This window comes from Blastococcus sp. HT6-4 (assembly GCF_039679125.1).
GTDB lineage: Bacteria > Actinomycetota > Actinomycetes > Mycobacteriales > Geodermatophilaceae > Blastococcus > Blastococcus montanus.
The window spans coordinates 1,705,308-1,720,378 of the sequence record NZ_CP155551.1 but is presented as its reverse complement, the minus strand read 5'-3'; the positions used below and the strand labels follow the sequence as shown (position 1 = coordinate 1,720,378).

The 15,071-nt window shown below is 74.6% G+C and carries 17 protein-coding genes and 4 tRNA genes; 5 read left to right on the top strand and 16 right to left on the bottom strand.

Features of this window, described 5'->3' with window-relative positions:
• Positions 1 to 47 precede the first annotated feature (47 nt).
• The 15 genes from ABDB74_RS08375 to ABDB74_RS08305 form a co-directional block, all read right to left on the bottom strand.
• Positions 48 to 1,157, bottom strand: coding sequence for a heparan-alpha-glucosaminide N-acetyltransferase domain-containing protein (locus ABDB74_RS08375; protein WP_346623224.1), 1,110 nt, complete (start codon positions 1,155 to 1,157; stop codon positions 48 to 50).
• A complete protein-coding gene (gene pdxS, locus ABDB74_RS08370) occupies positions 1,154 to 2,050 on the bottom strand; it encodes a pyridoxal 5'-phosphate synthase lyase subunit PdxS (protein ID WP_407062170.1) in 897 nt (298 codons plus the stop codon). The genes ABDB74_RS08375 and pdxS overlap by 4 nt, the downstream gene beginning before the upstream one ends.
• 63 nt (positions 2,051 to 2,113) lie before the next feature.
• Positions 2,114 to 2,665: a hypothetical protein gene (locus tag ABDB74_RS08365; protein WP_346623222.1), complete on the bottom strand. Its 552-nt coding sequence runs from the start codon at positions 2,663 to 2,665 to the stop codon at positions 2,114 to 2,116.
• Between the two features lie 11 nt (positions 2,666 to 2,676).
• Entirely contained in the window at positions 2,677 to 3,891 is a 1,215-nt protein-coding gene (locus ABDB74_RS08360) for a glycosyltransferase family 4 protein (protein ID WP_346623220.1), read from the bottom strand.
• Positions 3,891 to 4,835, bottom strand: coding sequence for a phosphatidylinositol mannoside acyltransferase (locus tag ABDB74_RS08355; protein ID WP_346623219.1), 945 nt, complete (start codon positions 4,833 to 4,835; stop codon positions 3,891 to 3,893). The genes ABDB74_RS08360 and ABDB74_RS08355 overlap by 1 nt, the downstream gene beginning before the upstream one ends.
• Positions 4,832 to 5,449: a phosphatidylinositol phosphate synthase gene (pgsA, locus tag ABDB74_RS08350; protein WP_346623217.1), complete on the bottom strand. Its 618-nt coding sequence runs from the start codon at positions 5,447 to 5,449 to the stop codon at positions 4,832 to 4,834. The genes ABDB74_RS08355 and pgsA overlap by 4 nt, the downstream gene beginning before the upstream one ends.
• Positions 5,450 to 6,031 (bottom strand): HIT domain-containing protein, encoded by a 582-nt coding sequence (locus tag ABDB74_RS08345; RefSeq protein ID WP_346623216.1) that lies wholly within the window; start codon positions 6,029 to 6,031, stop codon positions 5,450 to 5,452.
• Positions 6,028 to 8,055 (bottom strand): threonine--tRNA ligase, encoded by a 2,028-nt coding sequence (gene thrS, locus ABDB74_RS08340; RefSeq protein WP_346623215.1) that lies wholly within the window; start codon positions 8,053 to 8,055, stop codon positions 6,028 to 6,030. Before thrS ends, ABDB74_RS08345 begins: the two co-directional genes overlap by 4 nt.
• Positions 8,056 to 8,153: 98 nt before the next feature.
• Positions 8,154 to 9,293: a CapA family protein gene (locus ABDB74_RS08335; protein WP_346623213.1), complete on the bottom strand. Its 1,140-nt coding sequence runs from the start codon at positions 9,291 to 9,293 to the stop codon at positions 8,154 to 8,156.
• Positions 9,294 to 9,303: 10 nt separating this feature from the next.
• Complete coding sequence (locus tag ABDB74_RS08330) at positions 9,304 to 9,849, bottom strand: MOSC N-terminal beta barrel domain-containing protein (protein WP_346623212.1); 546 nt, start codon at positions 9,847 to 9,849, stop codon at positions 9,304 to 9,306.
• Positions 9,850 to 9,859: 10 nt separating this feature from the next.
• The gene (locus tag ABDB74_RS08325; RefSeq protein ID WP_346623210.1) at positions 9,860 to 10,252 is read right to left on the bottom strand and encodes an HNH endonuclease; all 393 of its coding nucleotides are present in this window, start codon (positions 10,250 to 10,252) and stop codon (positions 9,860 to 9,862) included.
• 96 nt (positions 10,253 to 10,348) lie between these two features.
• Positions 10,349 to 10,420 (bottom strand) — tRNA-Val (locus ABDB74_RS08320).
• Between the two features lie 26 nt (positions 10,421 to 10,446).
• Positions 10,447 to 10,914, bottom strand: a complete 468-nt coding sequence (locus ABDB74_RS08315) for a PGPGW domain-containing protein (RefSeq protein ID WP_346623208.1) — start codon at positions 10,912 to 10,914, stop codon at positions 10,447 to 10,449.
• Between the two features lie 17 nt (positions 10,915 to 10,931).
• The gene (locus ABDB74_RS08310; protein WP_346623206.1) at positions 10,932 to 11,756 is read right to left on the bottom strand and encodes an anti-sigma factor domain-containing protein; all 825 of its coding nucleotides are present in this window, start codon (positions 11,754 to 11,756) and stop codon (positions 10,932 to 10,934) included.
• Positions 11,753 to 12,403: a sigma-70 family RNA polymerase sigma factor gene (locus ABDB74_RS08305; RefSeq protein WP_346623205.1), complete on the bottom strand. Its 651-nt coding sequence runs from the start codon at positions 12,401 to 12,403 to the stop codon at positions 11,753 to 11,755. Before ABDB74_RS08305 ends, ABDB74_RS08310 begins: the two co-directional genes overlap by 4 nt.
• Positions 12,404 to 12,543: 140 nt before the next feature.
• Here ABDB74_RS08305 and ABDB74_RS08300 point away from each other — a divergent pair, with 140 nt between their 5' ends.
• The 4 genes from ABDB74_RS08300 to ABDB74_RS08285 all read left to right on the top strand — a co-directional run bounded on the left by ABDB74_RS08300 (position 12,544) and on the right by ABDB74_RS08285 (position 13,398).
• Positions 12,544 to 12,987, top strand: a complete 444-nt coding sequence (locus ABDB74_RS08300; RefSeq protein ID WP_346623203.1) for an SsgA family sporulation/cell division regulator — start codon at positions 12,544 to 12,546, stop codon at positions 12,985 to 12,987.
• A 94-nt stretch (positions 12,988 to 13,081) separates the two neighbouring features.
• Positions 13,082 to 13,154 (top strand) — tRNA-Gly (locus ABDB74_RS08295).
• Positions 13,155 to 13,195: 41 nt separating this feature from the next.
• A tRNA-Cys gene (locus tag ABDB74_RS08290) sits at positions 13,196 to 13,266 on the top strand.
• A 57-nt stretch (positions 13,267 to 13,323) separates the two neighbouring features.
• A tRNA-Val gene (locus ABDB74_RS08285) sits at positions 13,324 to 13,398 on the top strand.
• 546 nt (positions 13,399 to 13,944) lie between these two features.
• On the opposite strand, the gene coaE is transcribed toward ABDB74_RS08285, so the two are convergent.
• Positions 13,945 to 14,541, bottom strand: a complete 597-nt coding sequence (coaE, locus tag ABDB74_RS08280; protein ID WP_346623202.1) for a dephospho-CoA kinase — start codon at positions 14,539 to 14,541, stop codon at positions 13,945 to 13,947.
• Positions 14,542 to 14,684: 143 nt separating this feature from the next.
• Here coaE and ABDB74_RS08275 point away from each other — a divergent pair, with 143 nt between their 5' ends.
• Positions 14,685 to 14,957: a hypothetical protein gene (locus tag ABDB74_RS08275; protein WP_346623201.1), complete on the top strand. Its 273-nt coding sequence runs from the start codon at positions 14,685 to 14,687 to the stop codon at positions 14,955 to 14,957.
• Positions 14,958 to 15,071 lie beyond the last annotated feature (114 nt).

Below are 15,071 nucleotides of genomic sequence, written 5' to 3'. Positions count from 1 at the left end.
TACGGCGCGCCCCGCGGCGCCTCCGTCGTCGGCCCACTCGTGCCGGCTCAGGTCCGCCGCGTGGGCTGGACGGCGGCGGCGCGCGACGAGCTCCACGTCAGCAGCCGCTCCAGCGGTCCCCGCCCGAGCTTCCACCGCCACGTGCCGGCCGCCGCGAGCGCCGTCAGGACGAACAGCAGCCACACGCCGACGCCCCGCGCGGCGGCCGGATCGCCCGTGAGCAGCAGCGCCCACAGGGCGACGATGTGCAAGGTGTAGACCGACAGCGCCATCGCGCCGACGGCACGCAGCGGAGCGGTGGGCAGCGGCAGCCGGTCGGCGACCACCAGGCAGCCGGCGATCACGAGCAAGGCGACGCCGCACGACCCGACCAGCTCGAAGGTCGTGCCGCTGTGCGGCTCGGCTCCCGTCAGCCACGCCGCCTCCCACTCCCCCACCGGCGAGGCGAACCCCTCCCGGGGGCCGGCGGACGAGACGCCGTCGGCGACGGCCCGGGTGCTCACCCAGCCGCCCCCGTAGCCCAGCACGGCGGCGGCCGCGCCCGCCCCGGCCAGGCGCGCCCGGACGCCCGTGGCAGCCAGGTCGAGCCGCCCGACGGCCAGCCCGACCAGCACGAACGCCAGCCAGAGCATCGCGGGGTAGGTGCCGGTGACCAGCAGCTCCGCGACGTAGTGGGACTTCGCGTCGGCGGCCGACAGGACCTGGCCGAGGAGCGCGTTCAGCGGCGGTCCCGCCACGGCCACGACCCCCGCGGCGACGAGCAACCGCCGCGTCGGCCGGCGGAGGAAGGGCAGCGCGAGCACGAACAGCGTGCCGTAGACGCCGAGGATGATCGCGACGAACGTGTCCAGCCACTCCAGCACCGCGCCGATCGCGACGATCCACGCGGCCCGGACGAGGATGCGCAGCCGGGCCCGGACCAGGTCCACGCCGTCGGCCGGCCGGGACCGCCCCGTGAGGAGCGCGATCGAGACGCCGGCCAGGGTGGCGAACAGGATGGACGAGCGGCCGTCGACGACCGCCCCCCACGTCGACGGGTCCGCGTGCAGCTCGTCGCTGATGCGGAGGTGGGCACCGAACATGCCCAGCACGGCCAGCCCGCGGGCGAGGTCCAGGCCCGCGATGCGGTCCGGCCCCACCCCCGGGTCGTACGTCACCAGCCGCGGGTGGCGTACCGCTCGCTCTCCGGCAACGTGGAGACGTTGATCCCGACCATCGGCTCACCCAGGCCCCGCGACACCTTGGCGATCACGTCGGGGTCGTCGAAGAAGGTCGCGGCCTGGACGATGGCCGCCGCGCGCAGCGCCGGGTCGCCGGACTTGAAGATGCCCGAGCCCACGAACACGCCCTCGGCGCCGAGCTGCATCATCATCGCCGCATCGGCCGGGGTGGCGATCCCACCGGCGGTGAACAGCACCACCGGCAGCTTGCCGAGCCGGGCCACCTCGGCCACCAGGTCGTACGGCGCCCGCAGCTCCTTGGCCGCGACGAACAGCTCGGTCTCGTCGAGCGTGCCCAGCGCCTTGATGCCGGCCCGGATGGACCGCATGTGCCGGGTGGCCTCGACGACGTTGCCGGTGCCCGCCTCACCCTTGGAGCGGATCATCGCCGCGCCCTCGGAGATGCGCCGCAGCGCCTCGCCGAGGTCGGTGGCGCCGCAGACGAACGGGACGGTGAACGCGCTCTTGGCGATGTGGTGCGCCTCGTCGGCCGGGGTCAGCACCTCGGACTCGTCGATGTAGTCCACGCCGAGTGACTGCAGCACCTGGGCCTCGACGAAGTGCCCGATGCGCGCCTTGGCCATCACCGGGATGGAGACGGCGTCGATGATGCCCTCGATCATGTCGGGGTCGCTCATCCGGGCGATCCCGCCCTGGGCGCGGATGTCGGCCGGCACCCGCTCCAGCGCCATGACGGCGACCGCGCCGGCGTCCTCGGCGATCTTGGCCTGCTCCGGGGTGACCACGTCCATGATGACGCCACCCTTGAGCTGCTCGGCCATGCCGCGCTTCACCCGGTCGGTCCCGGTCGAGGTGTCCGTCGGGTCGATCTGCGCTGCCACTGCTGTCCGCCTTCGGGTAGACGAGGTCACTGGCGCACAACGGTACGGCCGTCAGCCCGCCGGGCGACCGGCCGGGTCCGCGTCCTTGCTCACAGAGCCGACGCGGTCGTCGATGTCGAAGTAGCGCGGCAGCCGACGGGACCGGTGCAGCCCGGCCCAGCGCGCGAAGCGGCCGCCGCGGAGTTCCCGGGTGTCGCGGACGGCGTCGTTGTAGAACCGCCGGGCCAGCGCCACCCGCGTCTGCGTGCCGTCGAGGTCGGTGCGCAGCGCCGGCGGCACCCCCGGCAGCTCGTCCGGCAGCTCGCGCAGGTCGTGCCCGAGGGCGTTCTCGGCCAGCTCGCGATCCCCGTCGGTCCGGGCGGCCCGCGCCTCGGCGGCTCCGGCGGCCAGCCGTGCGGCCAGCGCCTCGCCCAGGGCCGCGGGGTGGTTCCGAGCCAGCTCCCCGGCCAGGCCGGCGCGACGCTGCAGCTGCATGTCCAGGGCGGCCCACGCGCGGTCGACGCGGGCGGCCAGCCGGCGCAGCCGGGTCAGGGTCCAGCCGGTCCAGGCGACGAGGACCAGGAGGACTCCGGTGGCGAGCAGCAACCAGGCCTGGGACGTCACGGGGGCCGAGGCTAGCGGCGCGCGCGCCGGATGCGGGGAGGTTGCGCCGCGGTGCCTGTCGGCGGCACACCCGGGAAGTCGTCGTCGTCACCCACCGTGACCACACCCCCGCCAGGGGGCAGCACCGTCTCGTAGACGGCGAGGATGCGGCGGGTGAGCACCTGCCAGTCGTACCGCGCGGCGGCCTGCGACCCGCAGGCCGCCAGCTCGGCGCGGCGGGCCGGGTCGGCGAGCAGCGCACCGAGGGCCCGCGCGAGGGCCGCGGGGTCGTTGCGGCGCACCAGCACACCGGCGGAGCCACCGTCCAGGACCCGCGAGAACGCGTCCAGGTCGCTCGCGACGATGGGGGCACCGGCCGCCATCGCCTCGATGAGGATCACGCCGAAGGACTCGCCGAGCAGGTTCGGGGCGCAGTACACGTCGACCGACCGGAGGAACGCCGCCTTGTCCGCCTCCGAGATCTCGCCCAGCAGCGTCACGTTCGGCCGCAGCTCCTCCCCCACCAGCCGCCACAGCTCGTCGGCGTCCCCCCGGCCGGCGATCAGCAGACGCACGTCGGGGTGCTCCCGGGCCACCTCGCGCATCGCCTGGAGCAGCACCGGCAGGCCCTTGCGCGGCTCGTCGTAGCGGCCCAGGAAGCCGATGGTCGGCGGGCCACCGGTGCCGCGCCCGTAGCCGGGCAGCGCCGGGCCCTCGGCGAAGAAGGGCACGTGCACCCCGTTGGGGAGGATCACCGCGTCTCCCCCGAGGTGCTCCACCTGGACGCGGCGCGCGAAGTCCGAGACGGCGATCCGGCCGCTGATCTTCTCCAGCCACGGCCGCGCCATGGGGCCGACCACGGCCAGCCACTTCGAGCGCGTCGTCGCCGCGTGGAACGTCGCCACGATCGGGCCGGTCGCGATCATGCAGACCAGCAGCGACACCGACGGCGTCGCCGGCTCGTGCACGTGGACGACGTCGAAGCGGCCCTCGCGCAGCCAGCGCCGCACCCGCGCCGCCGAGACCGGGCCGAACTGGAGGCTGGCCATCGAGCCGTTGTAGGGAACCGGGACGGTCCGGCCGGCGAAGGTGAGGAAGGGGTCGGTGACCGACTCCTCCCGCTCCGCGGGCGTGAGCACCTCCACGTGGTGGCCCAGGCCGCGCAGCGTCTCGGCCAGGTCGCGGACGTGGTACTGCACCCCGCCGGGGACGTCCCAGCGGTACGGGCAGACCAGGCCGACGCGCATCAGGCGGTCGCTCCCTCGCCGCGCCGTGGCGGGTCGGCGGGGACGTCGGGCCAGACACGGCCGAGCATGTGCCAGTCCACGGGCCGCTGCGCGATCGTCGTGGTGAACGCGTCGGCCACGCCCTGCATCGCCGTCGCCACCCGGTCCTTGAGCCGGCCGGGCCCCTGCACCGGCACCTCGGGGTGGACGCACACCCGCCAGCCGGTGTCGGTGAACTGGCCGACGGCCGGGACGAGGGCGGCGCCGGTGCGGTCGGCCAGGAGCGCCGGGCCGCCCGGCATGGTGGCCGCGCGGCCGAAGAAGGTGACCGGGACGCCGCCCGCGCCGAGGTTGCGGTCGACCAGCAGGCACGCCACGCCGCCGTCGGCGAGCCACTCCCGCAGCACGTCGGCGCTGGGCCGTTCGCCGCCGGTGAGCGGCACGACCCGCATGCCCAGGGACTCCCGGTACTCGAGGAAGCGCCGGTAGAGCGACTCCGGCTTCAGCCGTTCGGCGACGGTCATGAAGGGTCCGCCGAGCCAGTCGACGAACCAGGCACCGGCCGCGTCCCAGTTGCCGCTGTGCGGCAGGGCGATGACCACGCCGCGCCCCTCCTCGCGGGCACGGGCGATGTGCTCGATCCCGGGGAGTGCGGTGTCCCGGCGGATCCGCTCGGCGGTGAGGGTCGGCAGCCGGAACGCCTCCTGCCAGTAGCGCGCGTAGGAGCTCAGCGCCTCGGCGGTGAGGTCGTCCAGGGCGGCCTCGCTGAGCGCACCGCGCGTCGCGACGCGCAGGTTGGCCCGGAGCTGGCGGACGCCCACCCCGTCGCGCCCGGCCGTCCAGCGGCCGGCGCGGTCGAAGGCGGCCCGGGCGACCGGCTCGGGGAGCGCGCGCACCGCGCGCCAGCCGGCGGCGTAGCCGGCGTCGGAGAGCCGCTCGGCCAGCTGCTGCCGGGCCCCGCTCACGAGGTGATCCGCCGGCCGGCCGCCGCCCGCTTCACGGCCAGGACGCGCTGCCCCACCGTGACCGCGCTGCCGACCAGCAGCACCCACAGGGCGACGTCGACGGCGTACGGGATCCCGAGCCCGGTGAAGCCGGTGCCGACGAGGACGAGGATCAGCCGCTCGGTGCGCTCCACCACCCCGACGTCGCAGGCCAGCCCCATGCCCTCCGCGCGCGCCTTGATGTAGGACGTCAGCACCCCGAGCACGAGGCAGAGCAGCGCGAGCAGGACCAGCAGGCGGTTGTCCCCCGCTCCGGAGAACCACCACACGAGCGCACCGAAGATCGCGGCGTCCGCGGCGCGGTCGCCGGTGGAGTCGAGGACCGCGCCGAACAGCGAGCCCCCGCCGCGCAGCCGGGCCAGCGCACCGTCGAGCATGTCGAGCAGCACGAAGAGGGTCACCGCGAAGGCGCCCCAGAACAGGTGCCCGGTGGCGATGAGCGCGGCGGAGGCCACCACGGCGCCGACGGTCCCGGTGATGGTGACCATGTCCGGGGTGACCCCGATGCGCGCCAGTCGGACGGCCAGGGGGTTCACCACCTTGGCCACGACGGGACGGGCGTTGACGCCGAGCACTCAGGCCTCCGAGACCGGTGTGACGTACTCGGCCCAGGCGGCGGCCAGCAGCGCGCGGGTCTCCCCCAGCACCTGCGGCAGCACCCGGGTGAGACCGACGACCGGCATGAAGTTGGTGTCCCCGCCCCAGCGCGGCACCGCGTGCTGGTGCAGGTGGTCGGCGATGCCGGCCCCGGCCACCGAACCCTGGTTCATGCCGATGTTGAACCCGTGCGCGCCGGTGACCGCACGCACCACCCGCATCGCCGTCTGCGTGAACGCCCCGAGCTCGGCCACCTCCTCGGCGGTGAGGTCGGTGTAGTCGGGCACGTGCCGGTACGGGACCAGCATCAGGTGGCCGGCGTTGTACGGGTACAGGTTGAGGACGGCGAAGACCGACGTCCCCCGCGCGACCACCAGCCCGGCCTCGTCGTCGAGGGTCGGGATGACGCAGAACGGGCAGTCGTGGGAGCCCGTGGGCTTCCCCTCCCCCCGGATGTAGGCCATCCGGTAGGGCGTCCACAGGTGCTCGAACACCGTTGCCGGGCCGCCGTCGTCGGAGGACACGGCGACCCGGTACGGCTCGTTCGGGCCGGTGGTCATCCGGGGACCGCCGTGTTGTCGGCCGTGGGGTCGGCGTTGCTGCGGGCGGCGACCCAGGCGGCGATCTCCCCGACGGCGTCGTCCACCGGGATGCCGTTGCGCTGGCTGCCGTCGCGGTACCGGAAGGAGACCGCGCCGGCCTCGGCGTCGGTCGCGCCCGCGATGAGCACGAACGGCACCTTCTGCTTGCTGGCGGTGCGGATCTTCTTCTGCATCCGGTCGTCGGAGTCGTCGATCTCCACCCGGATGCCGCGGGCGCGCAGCTTCAGCGCCACGTCGGTCAGGTAGGGCACCTGCTCGTCGGTGACCGGGATGCCGACCACCTGCACCGGCGCCAGCCAGGCCGGGAAGGCGCCGGCGTAGTGCTCGGTGAGGACACCGAAGAACCGCTCGATCGAGCCGAACTTCGCCGAGTGGATCATCACCGGCTGCTGCCGCCCGCCGTCGGCGGAGGTGTACTCGAGGCCAAACCGCGCGGGCTGGTTGAAGTCGTACTGGATCGTCGACATCTGCCAGGTGCGCCCGATGGCGTCCCGGGCCTGGACGGAGATCTTCGGCCCGTAGTAGGCCGCCCCGCCCGGATCCGGCACCAGTTCCAGGCCGGTCTCCTTCGCCGCCTCCTCGAGGACGGCCGTGGCGACCGTCCACTCCGCGTCGGAGCCGATGAACTTGTCGGAGTCGTCGCGCGTGGACAGCTCCAGGTAGTAGTCGTCGAGGCCGAAGTCGCGCAGCAGACCGAGCACGAAGTGCAGCAGGTGCCGGATCTCGCCCGGGGCCTGCTCGGGGGTGACGTAGCTGTGCGAGTCGTCCTGGGCGAACCCGCGCACCCGGGTCAGGCCGTGCACCACGCCGGACTGCTCGTACCGGTAGACCGACCCGAACTCGAACAGCCGCAGCGGCAGCTCGCGGTAGGACCGCCCGCGCGACCGGAAGATCAGGTTGTGCATGGGGCAGTTCATGGCCTTGAGGTAGTACTTCGCGTTGTCCAGGTCCATGCCCGGGAACATGGTCTCCTCGTAGTACGGGAGGTGACCGGAGGTCTCGAACAGCCCGCTCTTGCTGATGTGCGGGGTGCCGACGTAGTCGAACCCCTCCTCCAGGTGCCGGCGCCGGACGTAGTCCTCCATCTCCCGCTTGATCACCCCGCCCTTGGGGTGGAAGACGGGGAGGCCGGAGCCGATCTCGTCCGGGAAGCTGAAGAGGTCCAGCTCGACGCCGAGCCGGCGGTGATCACGGCGCTCGGCCTCCGCCAGGTGCTCCAGGTAGGCCTTGTGCGCGTCCTTGCTCTCCCACGCGGTGCCGTAGACCCGCTGGAGCTGCGGGTTCTTCTCGCTGCCGCGCCAGTACGCCGCGGCGCTGCGGGTGAGGGAGAACGCCGGGATGCCCGACGTGCGCGGCAGGTGCGGGCCTCGGCACAGATCGGTCCATACCCGGTCGCCGCTGCGCGGGTCGAGGTTGTCGTACATGGTCAGCTGGGCGCCGCCGACCTCGACGTCGGCCCCCTCGGCAGCCTCCCCGGCACCGCCCTTGAGACCGATCAGCTCGAGCTTGTACGGCTCGTGCGCGAGCTCGGCCTGGGCATCGGCGTCGCTGATCTCCCGGCGGGCGAAGTGCTGCCCGGCCCGGACGATCTCGGTCATCTTCTTCTCGAGGGCCTGCAGGTCCTCGGGGGTGAACGGCCGCTCCGGGTCGAAGTCGTAGTAGAAGCCGTTCTCCACCGGCGGCCCGATGCCCAGCCGGGTGCCGGGGAAGAGCTCCTGCACGGCCTGGGCGAGCACGTGGGCGGCCGAGTGCCGGATGACCGCGCGGCCCTCGGCGCTGGCGGCCGCGACCGGGTCGACCTCGGCGTCGGCGTCGGGCACCCAGGCGAGGTCCTTGAGGTCACCGCTGGCCAGGTCGCGGACGACGACGGCGCCGTCGGGGCCCTTGAGGGGCACCCCGGCGTCCTTGAGCGCCTGCTGCGCCGTCGTCCCGGCCGGCACCCGGATCGGGCCGACGGCGGTTGGCGAGGGCGGGGTGGACACAGGAGCTCCCGGGGGTCGTTGCGGCGTCGTCGTCGGCGACCGGGCAGGCCCGACGCCGGCCCCGAGCCTAGTGCGCTCCCCGGCCGGGCCTGCGGCCATTACCCGGGGACGACCGCCAGCCCGTCGGCGACGGCGCCCCGGCGGTCGAGCACGGCCGAGACGCGGTCGTACGTGGCCGGATCCGCGGGCCGCACGGTGACCGCGTCGCTGCCCATGTCGATCACGAGCGGCACCGCCTCGGCCGCGGTCACGGCGAACCGGCCGTCCGCCCCCCGGGTGAAGGTGAACCGCGCCGCAACGGAGTCCTCCGTCGGGTACCCGCGGGTGGCGTGCTCGGCCAGGTGGTTGCCGAGCCCGTAGGCGACCCACTCCCCGTCGATGCGCTCGAACGGCTGCACCACGTGGGCGTGGTGCCCGAGCACCAGGTCGACGTCGGGCGAGGCCAGCAGCGTGCGCACCGCGGCCTCCTGCGCCGCGGTCGGGTCGTGCCGGTACTCGGTGCAGCAGTGCAGGCTGGCGACGACGATCTCGGCACCGGCTCCACGCGCCCGGGCGGCCGCCTCCAGCATCGGCGTCACGTCGGGCACCGGGACGACGTCGACCGACCACTCCCGCCCGGCCGGCAGCGGGACGCCGTTGAGGCTGAACGTGCCCGCGACGGAACCCACCCGGACGCCGTCGACGTCCACGATCGTCGGTTCCTCGCTCGCCGCCTCGGTCCGGTAGGTGCCCTCGGGGGTGATGCCGGCCGCCTCGAGCTCGTCGAGGGTGCGGACCAGCCCGTCGAAGCCGGCGTCCAGCGAGTGGTTGGAGGCCGTGGTGCACAGGTCGTAGCCGGCGCCGGCGAGGGCGTCGACGATCTCGGGCTGGACGGCGAAGCTGGGATAGCCGCGGTACGGGCCGCCGTCCGGCGCCACCGGCGTCTCCAGGTGGCAGATGGCCAGGTCGGCCGCGCTCACCAGCGGGGCGACCGGCGCGAAGACCCCGGAGAAGTCGTAGCTGCCGTCGGCCTGCCGCGCGCCGGCGGTCAGCGCCCGGCCCTGGTGCACGAGGACGTCGCCGGTCGCGAGCACGGTGATCTGCTCCGGCTCGCTCGCCGTCGTCGGCGCCGCCGGCTCCGTCGGGTCGGGGGCCGTCGTGGTGGCAGCCGACCCGGCCGCCGGCTCCTCCGTGGTCGTGCCGCAGGCGGTCAGCAGCAGCCCGATGATGGCCGTCCCCGCCACCGCACGTCGCACCACGGAGGCGAGGCTAGAGCAGGACGGCGTCCCCGACGGCGATCTCACCGGGTCGGCGCACCTCCGCGTAGACGCCCAGGCAGTGCTTCGGCGTCCGGGTGACGTGCAGCTCGGCCGAGCCGATGCGCACGGTGCGGCCGACCCAGGCACGCTCGTCGTCGTCGGGCAGGTCGAGCAGCACGTTGGCGCGCGGGTCGTCGGCCGAGCAGCCCTCCGGGACGTCGCCGTTCGCGGCCCGTTCGATCGCCTGGCGGGAGACCAGGTGCACCGCGGCGGCATCGGCACCGCTGCCCCCGGACGCCGGCTCGATCCGCACCGGCCGGCCGAGGGCGCCGGTGACCGCGCGCGCGTCGGCCCGCGGATCGCCCGTCGGGGCCAGCTCCCCCAACCCCGGTGCGTGCTTCCCGCGGAGCACCTCGCCGCTGGCCGCGTCGACGACCGTGTACGCCCGGTCGCCCTCCGGTCCCGCCGGCGCCAGGCGCACCCGGTCGCGCGCCGTTCCGCCGAGGGACTTCACGGGATAGACCCAGAGCTGGGCCACGCGGGCGGTCGTCGTCACGGTCGCGACCCTAGGCGGCCGGCCGGAGTCGACGCAGGCGGCGGAGCTGCGCGTCGAGGTAGGGCCGGGCCCGCCGCTGACCGCCGGCCCGGGCGATCGCGTCGGTGAGGGCGGCCAGCGTCCGGGCGAGCCGGGCCTCGTCCGCGGCCCAGCCGCGCCGCCGGCACTCCTCGAGCCACTCCACCGGGGTGCGGTGCCCGCGCTCCCCGTTGCAGCGGCCGCAGGCCGCCACCTCGTTCTCCAGCCAGGAGGGTCCGCCCTTGACGCGGGGCACCACGTGCTCGGTGGTGGGCCGGACCAGCGGGGAGAAGTCCCGTCCGCACCACACGCAGGTCGGCCCGTCGCGGTCGAGGATCAGCTGCAGCCGGGCCGCGCGGTCGGGCTGGGCGCTCACCTCTCCCATGGTCCCTCGTCCGTGGGACGTGCGCCGTCGGCCGGGCGCGGCGCCGGGACGACGAGAGGCCCGGCCCGCTGCTGCGGGCCGGGCCTCTCGTGCCGGTGGGCGATACTGGGTTCGAACCAGTGACCTCTTCGGTGTGAACGAAGCGCTCTACCACTGAGCCAATCGCCCGGTACGCGTCCGATTGTGCCAGACGCTCACCGCCAGAGCGGCACCCACCCCGGCACCCAGTCCGGCACGCCCATCAGGTGCAGGGTGACGACGAGGAGGCCGTAGACGACAGCCGCCGTCCCGAGCCCGAGCAGCATCCGGACCCACAGCGGCTGCGCGGTGACCCAGTCGGTCCAGCGCGAGACGTGCCGCTTGGTGAACTCCAGCAGCCGCTCCGCCCAGGTGAACTCGCTGGCGAGCACGAAGAGGCCGGCGATGACCGTGAGCCAGCCCGGCCCGGGAAGCGGGATCGTGACGATCCCCACGGACACGATCAGGGCGCCGACGATGCCCACGCCCACGCGGTAGCCGTGGTCGATGCCGCGGCGCGCGGCCAGCCAGCGTCGCCAGCGCAGCAGCGCGACCCGCTCGCGCAGGCTGTGCATCCCGTCGGCGTCGTAGCGGGCCCGTCGTTCCCCGGCGGTCTCGGGGGTGGGGCGCCCGGCAGCCGACACCCTGGTCTCCGTTCCGTTCAGCTGGTCACCTGCCCGGTCGCGACGACCTCCGTCGGGGACGACGGAGCCTGTTGACCGGGCTCGATGCTGATCCCGTACTCGGGGAACTCGTCGATTCCGGCCTCCCCGGAGCCTACGGTCCGGATGTCGATCTGTGACCTCACGACGTCGAACGTGCCGAGAGCCACCGGATCTCCCTCGCCGAGTCCCCACACCACGTAGGTCGACGATGCCGCGTCGTTGGGCGGCAGCCCGTCGGTGAGGACGGACAGGTCGCCGTCGCGCACCACCACGGTGGCGACCTGACCCTCGTCGGAGGCCAGCGGGGTGATCAGCGCCTCCCCGGGCCGGGTCAGCTCGGCCACGACGGCGTCCTGCGCCGCCAGCGTGGAACGTAGCTCGTCCTCCGTCTGGGCGAGCACCGCGACCCAGGCGCCGAGGCCGACCACCGCGGCGACCGCGGCCGCGGCCAGCGCCCGGGGCAGCAGCTGACGCCGGGTGCGGCCCCCTCGCGGGACCGGCACCGGCCCGGCCTGCTCGGCGGCGCTCGCCCCCGCGGCCGTGCGCGTCGCGCCGACGCCGGGCACCGCCCCGGACCCGCGCGGCGGGAGCTGCTCGGTCTCGTCCACGGCTGCGCGGAGGCGGGAGCGCAGGCCGGGCGAGGGCTCCGACAGGGGCAGGTCACGGGCCATGGCCGCCATGACCTCCGAGGTCTCCGCGACCGTGCGGGTGCACCGCGCGCACCCGGCGAGGTGGCGGGCGAAGGCCGCCTCGTCCTCCGGCTCGAGCGCGTGCAGCGCCCAGCCGACGGCGAGCTCGTCGTAGGGGTGGTCGCCGGTCATCGAGTCGTCCCGTCCAGTGGGGCGGCGCCGTCCAGCGCGCCCCCTCCCGCCGAGCCGGACAGCCCGCCCAGCTCGGCCTTCAGCCTCCGCATGCCCGCCAGCATCCGGGTCTTGACCGTGCCGAGGGGCGCGCCGGTCAGGGCGGCCACCTCGCGCTGCGTGTAGCCGCCGTAGTAGGCGAGCGCGAGGGCCTCCCGCTGCGGTGGCGGCAGCTCCCCCAGGGCCGACCGCACCTGGTCGGCGACCACCCGCGCCCACGCGTCGTCCTCCACGTGGCGGGTCGCGCCCGGCACGTCGAGCACCGCCTGGTCCTCCGCCCGCGCCTGCCGCCGTCGCTGCGACTCCTCCCGGCGCACGGCGTCGACCGCCTTGTGGTGCACGACGGCGAGCAACCAGGACGCGAAGCTGCCCCGGGCGCGGTCGTAGGCGCTCGGGTCGCGCCACACGCCGAGGAAGACCTCCTGCAGGACGTCCTCGGCGAGACCGTCGTCGGCGAGGATGCGACGCGCCAGGGCGAACGCGGGGCGACGGAAGCGCTCGTACAGCTCGTCGACGGCGCCACGGTCACCGCCGCGGATGCGCCGGAGGATCTCGTCGTCGCCGACGCCGTCCTCCGGCCGGCTGACCGGTCGGCTCACGGCTCCCATCGTCACACGAGACGTTCGCAGGAACGCACCCGTCCGGTTCGGCGGCACCGATGTGGCGCATGATGCGGGTGTGACGCGACTCGCCGTTCCTCGTGACTTTCCCGCGCCCCGGTCGTTCACCTGACATGACGAGCCGATGGATGCCCGGCCACATCACCCCCATCACCCTTCAGCTCGTCGGCCCTCAGTCCTGGACCGAGGTGCCGGCCCTGCTCTGCTACGACCCGGCCGACCCCTTCGCCGTCCGGATCGCCTTCGGTGAGTCGGGTGAACCTGACCACGAGGCGGACGACGGCATCGCCTGGCTGGTGGGCCGCGAGCTGCTGCAGACCGGCCTCGAGCGCCCGACGGGGGACGGCGACGTCCGCGTCTGGCCGGCCCGCGCGACGACCGACGTGCTCTTCCTCCACCTGCGCGCACCGTCGGGCGAGGCGCTCTTCGAGCTCTCGCGCGCGACCGTCGCGGCATTCCTCCGGCACACCGAAGCCCTGGTGCCCTTCGGCTCGGAGAGCGCACTGCTGCCCCTGGACGAGGAGCTCGATGCGCTCCTGCAGAACGGTGGCCCGGACGCACCGGGCCACTGACCTGCGGAAACAGCTCCGCGGAAGGGTCCGGAGGGAGGCGGGGGACCCCCCCTTCGAACCGCCTCCGGACGTCCGCTACAGTTCTTCTCGTAACGCGGACGTGGCTCAGCTGGTAGAGCATCACCTTGCCAAGGTGAGGGTCGCGGGTTCGAATCCCGTCGTCCGCTCGGAACCTCGGGCGCCGGTCGAGAGACTGGCGCCCGCGTGCGGTGGAGTGGCCGAGAGGCGAGGCAACGGCCTGCAAAGCCGTCTACACGGGTTCAAATCCCGTCTCCACCTCGTCGCTTCCTCGCGGGGCACGAGCGCGGAGGAGGGAACCGGCCCGTTGGCCGGATCGGGCGATTGGCGCAGTGGTAGCGCGCTTCCTTGACACGGAAGAGGTCACTGGTTCGAACCCAGTATCGCCCACCACAGAGAGCCCCAGGTCGATGATCTGGGGCTCTTCGCATGTCCGGGCACGTCCCCACCGACCGGGACGGATGTGACGATCAGCATGATGGCGCAGGTGACCGCGCCCGACGCCCCGCCGCCCCCGCCGACCCGACCACCCGTGCCCGGCGGGCCCGACCTGTTCACGCTGCGCGCCTGGCTGGCCGCCGAGGGCGCGCTCGCGTCAGGGGCGCGGGTCGACGACGCGGTGCACTTCCTGCAGGACACGGCGATGGCCGTGTTCGGCCAGGGCGCTCTCCGGCGCCTGAGCGTCTTCGTCGCGGCCGAGGGGCTCGGCGGGCTGGAGGACGGCGCTGCTCGACGACGAGCCGCGCCTGCAGCGACTCCTGGGCGAGCTGCTCGCCGGCGGGGACGCACTGCCGGAGCCGGAGCACGGGTGGTGGGCGTTCGCCCCCGGCGACGGTCGCCGCCGCGTGCGCCGGGCGGCGCGCCGGAGCCGTCGTGCAGCCGCCTGGGGCGCCCTCGCACCGCGCCGGCCGCGCGTGGCCGGCCGGCGGCGTCGGTGACTCAGCGCGTCGCCGGCACGACCCGCTCGACCCAGAAGCGGTCGACCTGCTCGGCCAGCTCCTCGAGGGTCCCGCTGTTGTCCAGCAGGACGTCCGCGGCCGCACGCCGCTGCTCGTCGGTGGCCTGGGCGGCGATCCTGGCCCGGGCGTCGGCCTCCGTGAGACCACGCTCGACCAGGCGCGCCACCCGCACCTCGGGATCGGCCTCGACCACCACCACGAGGTCGTAGGACCCCGCCTGCCCCGTCTCCACCAGCAGGGGGACGTCGTTGACCACGACGGCGTCCGCGGGCGCCACCGCGATCAGCTCGCCCGACCGCTGCCGGACCAGCGGGTGCACCAGGGCGTCGAGTCGCCGGCGGGCACCCTCGTCGGCGAAGACGATCGCCGCCAGCGCCGCGCGGTCCAGGGACCCGTCCCCGGCCAGCACTCCGCTGCCGAACGCGTCCACCACGCCGGCCAGGCCGGGCGTCCCCGGCTCGAGCACCTCGCGGGCGATCCGGTCGGCGTCCACGATGATCGCGCCCCGCTCGGCCAGCAGCTTCGACACGGTGCTCTTGCCCGAGCCGATCCCGCCGGTCAGTCCGATCCTCAGCATGCACGGACAGTAGCGACCGACCGAGGAAGATCACGGAGCGGTAACGCACGCCCCGTCCGTCCGGCGCGTCGCAGTAGTCACACGCGCCCCATCACTAACGTGCGTCCTGGCGATCTTCCCCGCCGAGAGAGGCAGAACGAGACATGTCCGGTCACACGCCCCCTGCATCCCCGTCGACCCGTGCCGCCCGCCGTGGCGCCGGCCGGCACCGGCCCGGCGCCGCCACCGGCGTGCGTTGCGCCGACATCCCCGCCGTGCGCGAGCGGATGCAGTTCCAGCGGCCGGCCGTGGCGCACCGCAGCTCGCTGCTGCGCTGGATGTTCCAGACGCCGACCACGGGGCGCCACACCTGGAGCTTCCTGGCCGGCTCCGGCGGCCGCCCCCGCACGGCGTTCGCCATCATCCTCAGCCTCTGATCCGCGCCCGCCGGCCACGGGGCGCCCCTCCCCCGCGGCCGGCGGCCGCCGCCACCGGACCTCGACGAGGCCCGCGGAGAGCATCCGCGGGCCTCGTCGTCGTGCTCGCGTAGC